At 63.0% G+C, this 4379-nt stretch carries 5 protein-coding genes and 1 tRNA gene; 1 reads left to right on the forward strand and 5 read right to left on the reverse strand.

The features are described from left to right. Positions 1–38: 38 nt before the first annotated feature. The 5 genes from rplA to X803_RS0114415 all read right to left on the reverse strand — a co-directional run bounded on the left by rplA (position 39) and on the right by X803_RS0114415 (position 2838). On the reverse strand, positions 39–746 hold the full coding sequence (gene rplA, locus X803_RS0114395) for a 50S ribosomal protein L1 (protein WP_026545674.1): 708 nt from the start codon (positions 744–746) through the stop codon (positions 39–41). A 200-nt stretch (positions 747–946) separates the two neighbouring features. Continuing rightward, positions 947–1375, reverse strand: coding sequence for a 50S ribosomal protein L11 (gene rplK, locus X803_RS0114400; protein WP_026545675.1), 429 nt, complete (start codon positions 1373–1375; stop codon positions 947–949). Between the two features lie 119 nt (positions 1376–1494). Next, the gene (gene nusG, locus X803_RS0114405) at positions 1495–2340 is read right to left on the reverse strand and encodes a transcription termination/antitermination protein NusG (RefSeq protein WP_026545676.1); all 846 of its coding nucleotides are present in this window, start codon (positions 2338–2340) and stop codon (positions 1495–1497) included. A 59-nt stretch (positions 2341–2399) separates the two neighbouring features. Continuing rightward, positions 2400–2660: a preprotein translocase subunit SecE gene (gene secE, locus X803_RS0114410; RefSeq protein WP_026545677.1), complete on the reverse strand. Its 261-nt coding sequence runs from the start codon at positions 2658–2660 to the stop codon at positions 2400–2402. Between the two features lie 105 nt (positions 2661–2765). Next, positions 2766–2838 (reverse strand) — tRNA-Trp (locus X803_RS0114415). Positions 2839–3104: 266 nt separating this feature from the next. Here X803_RS0114415 and X803_RS0114420 point away from each other — a divergent pair. Further along, positions 3105–4337: a pyridoxal phosphate-dependent aminotransferase gene (locus X803_RS0114420; RefSeq protein ID WP_051470781.1), complete on the forward strand. Its 1233-nt coding sequence runs from the start codon at positions 3105–3107 to the stop codon at positions 4335–4337. Positions 4338–4379 lie beyond the last annotated feature (42 nt).

The following is a 4379-nucleotide window of genomic DNA, read 5'->3' on the forward strand; positions in this document are numbered from 1 at the left end:
AGCAATCGCTGCACCGGCCCTTCCGATCAACCGGTTCCTTACGCGTCAGCCAGAACCTTGGTGACGTTGGGATCTACCGAGATGCTCGGTCCGAAGGTGGTGGTGACCGTTGCCTTCTGGATGTAGCGGCCCTTGGAGGCGGAGGGCTTCAGGCGAAGCACTTCCTCCAGCGCAATCGCGTAGTTCTCGGCCAGCTTGCGCTCGTCGAAGGACACCTTGCCGATGATGAAGTGGAGGTTGGAGTGCTTGTCGACACGGAAGTCGATCTTTCCACCCTTGATATCGGTGACGGCCTTGGTGACGTCCGGGGTCACGGTGCCGGTCTTCGGGTTCGGCATGAGGTTACGGGGACCCAGTACCTTACCGAGGCGGCCAACCTTGCCCATGAGGTCAGGGGTGGCAACCGCTGCGTCGAAATCGACCCAGCCGCCGGCTACCTTCTCGATCATGTCGTCGGAGCCGACGAAGTCCGCTCCGGCGGCAATGGCTGCCTCGGCCTTCTCACCGGTCGCGAAGACCAGGACGCGCTTGGTCTTGCCGGTGCCGTGAGGCAGGTTGACGGTGCCGCGCACCATCTGGTCTGCCTTGCGGGGGTCAACGCCAAGGCGGAAAGCCACCTCAACGGTTGCGTCGAACGAGGAAGGGTTGGTTTCCTTCGCCAGGTTCACTGCCTCGACCGGCGCGTACAGCTTGTTCGCGTCGATCTTGGCGGCAGCTGCCTCATATGCTTTGCTGCGCTTTGCCATCTGCTTCTTTCTCCTTATGCAGTTGTGGTCTGCGGACCGCGCTCGGCCCTGCCACAGACATCCGACGCCGAAGGCGTGGTGTCGTTATTTGGTTTGGTGTCAATCGACTGTCAGTCGACGGTGCTCCATTGTCAACTGACTTGCGGGGCTTACTCCCGGCGGATCCTCGTTCCTCGGCTCCACCGTACGTAAACTCCTCATTAGTCGACGGTGATGCCCATCGACCGGGCGGTGCCGGCAATGATCTTCGCTGCTGCCTGAACGTCATTGGCGTTCAGATCTTCCATTTTCATGGTGGCGATTTCCTCGACCTGCGCCTGGGTCAGCTTCGCAACCTTGACGGTGTGCGGGGTAGCCGAACCCTTCTGAACGCCTGCAGCCTTCTTGATCAGCTCGGCGGCCGGCGGGGTCTTGGTGACGAAGGTGAACGAGCGATCCTCGTACACCGTGATTTCAACGGGGATAACATTCCCGCGCTGGGATTCTGTCGCGGCGTTGTACGCCTTGCAGAATTCCATGATGTTGACACCGTGCTGACCAAGCGCGGGACCGATCGGAGGAGCCGGGTTGGCGGCGCCTGCGTTGATCTGCAGCTTGATGAGGCCGGTGACCTTCTTCTTGGGGGCCATGAAAGGGTCCTTTTCTTACATTTCGTTCCTCGGGACAGGAGCGTCCCGGGGATGGTGACCGCCATGGCGTGGCGGCCGGCCGTCCTGACGGGCCAAAGCGAACCCGACGAGGACGAAGTCTATTGGATCTTGGTGACCTGGTTGAACGACAGGGTGACCGGGGTCTCGCGCTCGAAGATCGACACCAGGACCACCAGCTGCTGGGATTCTGGCTTGATCTCGGAGATGGTGGCCGGGAGGGTCTCGAACGGACCCTCGTTCACGGTCACGGATTCTCCGACCTCGAAGTTCACCATGGTGGGAGTGGTCTGCGTGCGCGCAGGCTTGCCTGCCTCGGCACCGCTCTTGACGATGGTGTGCTCCAGCATCGAGAAGACCTCTTTGAGGCTCAGCGGCACCGGGTCGTGGGCGTTCCCGACGAACCCGGTCACGCCGGGGGTGTGGCGAACCGCGCCCCACGATTCATCGGTGAGGTCCATCCGCACCAGCACGTAGCCGGGAATGCGCACCCGGTTGACGATCTTGCGGGTGGTGTTCTTGATCTCCACGACTTCTTCCATGGGCACCTGGATCTCGAAGATGTAATCTTCCATGTCCAGGGTCTGGATGCGTGTTTCCAGGTTGGCCTTTACCCGGTTCTCATAGCCGGCGTAGGAGTGGATGACGTACCAGTCACCCTCCTGGCGACGCAGCTTTGCCTGGAACTCGGCCACGGGATCGACCTCGGGCTCAGCAGGTTCCTCTTCTGAAACCTCGCCGGTGGTGCCGTCCGCGTCCCCGTCCAGGGACTCTTCGGCAGCCTCGTCGGTGGAATCCGCTGCTTCCCCGGCAGTGGAATCCTCGCTGTCCGCGGGCACAGCGGCATCAACAGGTGCGTCATCCGCGCCTGTTGCCGTTACCTGATCCTCGGTACCCAGATCTTCCTCGTCGGTGGTGATCTGTCGTTCGAGTTCTTGCTCGGACACCTAGCTGCCTGCTTTCTGGATTGCTGTGCTTGCTCGATACTGCCCCTGGAGGACAGAAACTAGCTGTCGCCGCCAAAGAGCCACACCGCGCCGGTACCGAACAGGAAGTCCAACCCGGTCACGATGAGCATCATGATGATCACGAACACCATGACTGTGATGGTGAACCGGATCAGTTCCTTGCGGGTGGGTACAACCACCTTGCGCAGTTCAGCGACGACCTGCCGTACAAAAAGGATGATTCGGCCGAAAAATCCCCGCTTGGGGTTCTGCTTGCCGGCGGGGTTTCCCTTGGAGCTGCTCGCAGCCGTATCGGTCACCTTCAACCTCACCAATCTTGTAGGTACCTGAGCTGGCCGCACTGACCCATCACTCATAGAGCGTTCGACGCCGCACTGCCGCATGCTTTCCATGACGGTGATGCGCAGGGCAGACAGGACTCGAACCTGCAACCTGCGGTTTTGGAGACCGCTGCGCTACCAATTGCGCCACTACCCTTTGGAGTGAAGCTTCCGCCGATCCTATGTCCCTGCGCTGCCGTGAAATACCGCAGTGCAGGCATGGACCATCATGGCGACTTCAACACCGAGGAACTAGTCTACGCAATCCGGGACGCAACGTCGAACCGGGCAGCCCGGTGGGTTTCTGCGGGGACGTCGGTGCCGGTCCGACGCGTCGCGGCGGGCTGAGTTGAGGGGTGAAGCCCTAAGCTGGAGAAACACCCCACTGGACCAACTCGATTCACCTCAACTGACGGGAAGACCATGACTGCCGCTGACGCCCTGTCCCAGCACTCCAACGGACGCGTGTCCCAGCGAATTGCCGCCATCGCTGAATCCGCAACGCTCGCCGTCGATGCCAAGGCAAAGGCGCTCAAGGCGGCAGGCCGGCCGGTCATCGGTTTCGGCGCCGGTGAACCGGACTTCCCCACGCCCGGTTACATTGTGGACGCAGCCGTCGAGGCCGCACGGCAGCCCCGGTTTCACCGTTACTCCCCCGCCGGTGGGCTCCCGGAGCTCAAGCAGGCGATTGCGGAGAAGACACTGCGCGATTCCGGTTACCAGGTCGATGCCGCCCAGGTGCTGGTAACGAACGGCGGCAAGCAGGCCGTGTATGAATCCTTCGCCACGCTGCTCGATCCGGGCGACGAGGTACTGGTTCCCACCCCCTACTGGACCACCTATCCGGAGGCAATCCGGCTGGCGGGCGGCGTTCCGGTGGAGGTCTTCGCCGGCCCGGAGCAGGCCTACCTCGCCACCGTCGAGCAGTTGGAAGCCGCACGAACCGCTCGGACAAAAATCCTCCTCTTCGTCTCGCCGTCGAACCCCACGGGTGCCGTGTACTCACCGGAGCAGGTTCGCGAGATCGGCGATTGGGCAGCCGGCCACGGCCTGTGGGTGGTCACCGATGAGATCTATGAACACCTCACGTACGACGACGTCCCGTTCACTTCCATTGCGACGGCGGCGCCCTCGCTGGGCGACCGCGTGGTGGTCCTCAACGGCGTTGCCAAGACCTATGCGATGACCGGATGGCGGGTCGGCTGGATGATCGGCCCGAAAGACGTGGTGAAGGCCGCCACCAACCTGCAGTCCCACGCCACCTCCAACGTGGCGAATGTTTCGCAGATGGCGGCCCTGGCCGCCGTGTCCGGGCCGCTCACAGCGGTAGAGGAGATGAAGAAGTCCTTCGACCGCCGTCGTCGTGCGATGGTTTCCGGGTTGAACCGCATCGAGGGGGTCCAGTGCCCCACCCCCCACGGCGCCTTCTACGCCTACGCGGATGTGCGGGAGCTGCTGGGCAGGGAGCTCGCGGGTGCGCGGCCGGCCACATCGGCCGAGCTGGCTGCCCTGATCCTGGACAAGGTTGAGGTTGCCGTGGTTCCCGGTGAGGCGTTCGGGCCGAGCGGGTTCCTGCGCCTCTCCTACGCACTCGGCGATGAGGACCTCGCGGAAGGCGTAGGCCGGCTGCAGGAGTTCCTCGGGTCTGCGCGCTGACCGGGGGCGCCCCGGCGGCCATCGCGGGCCCTGCCCGCTCCG

The sequence above is a fragment of the Arthrobacter sp. 35/47 genome, assembly GCF_000520475.1.
Classification (GTDB): domain Bacteria; phylum Actinomycetota; class Actinomycetes; order Actinomycetales; family Micrococcaceae; genus Arthrobacter_D; species Arthrobacter_D subterraneus.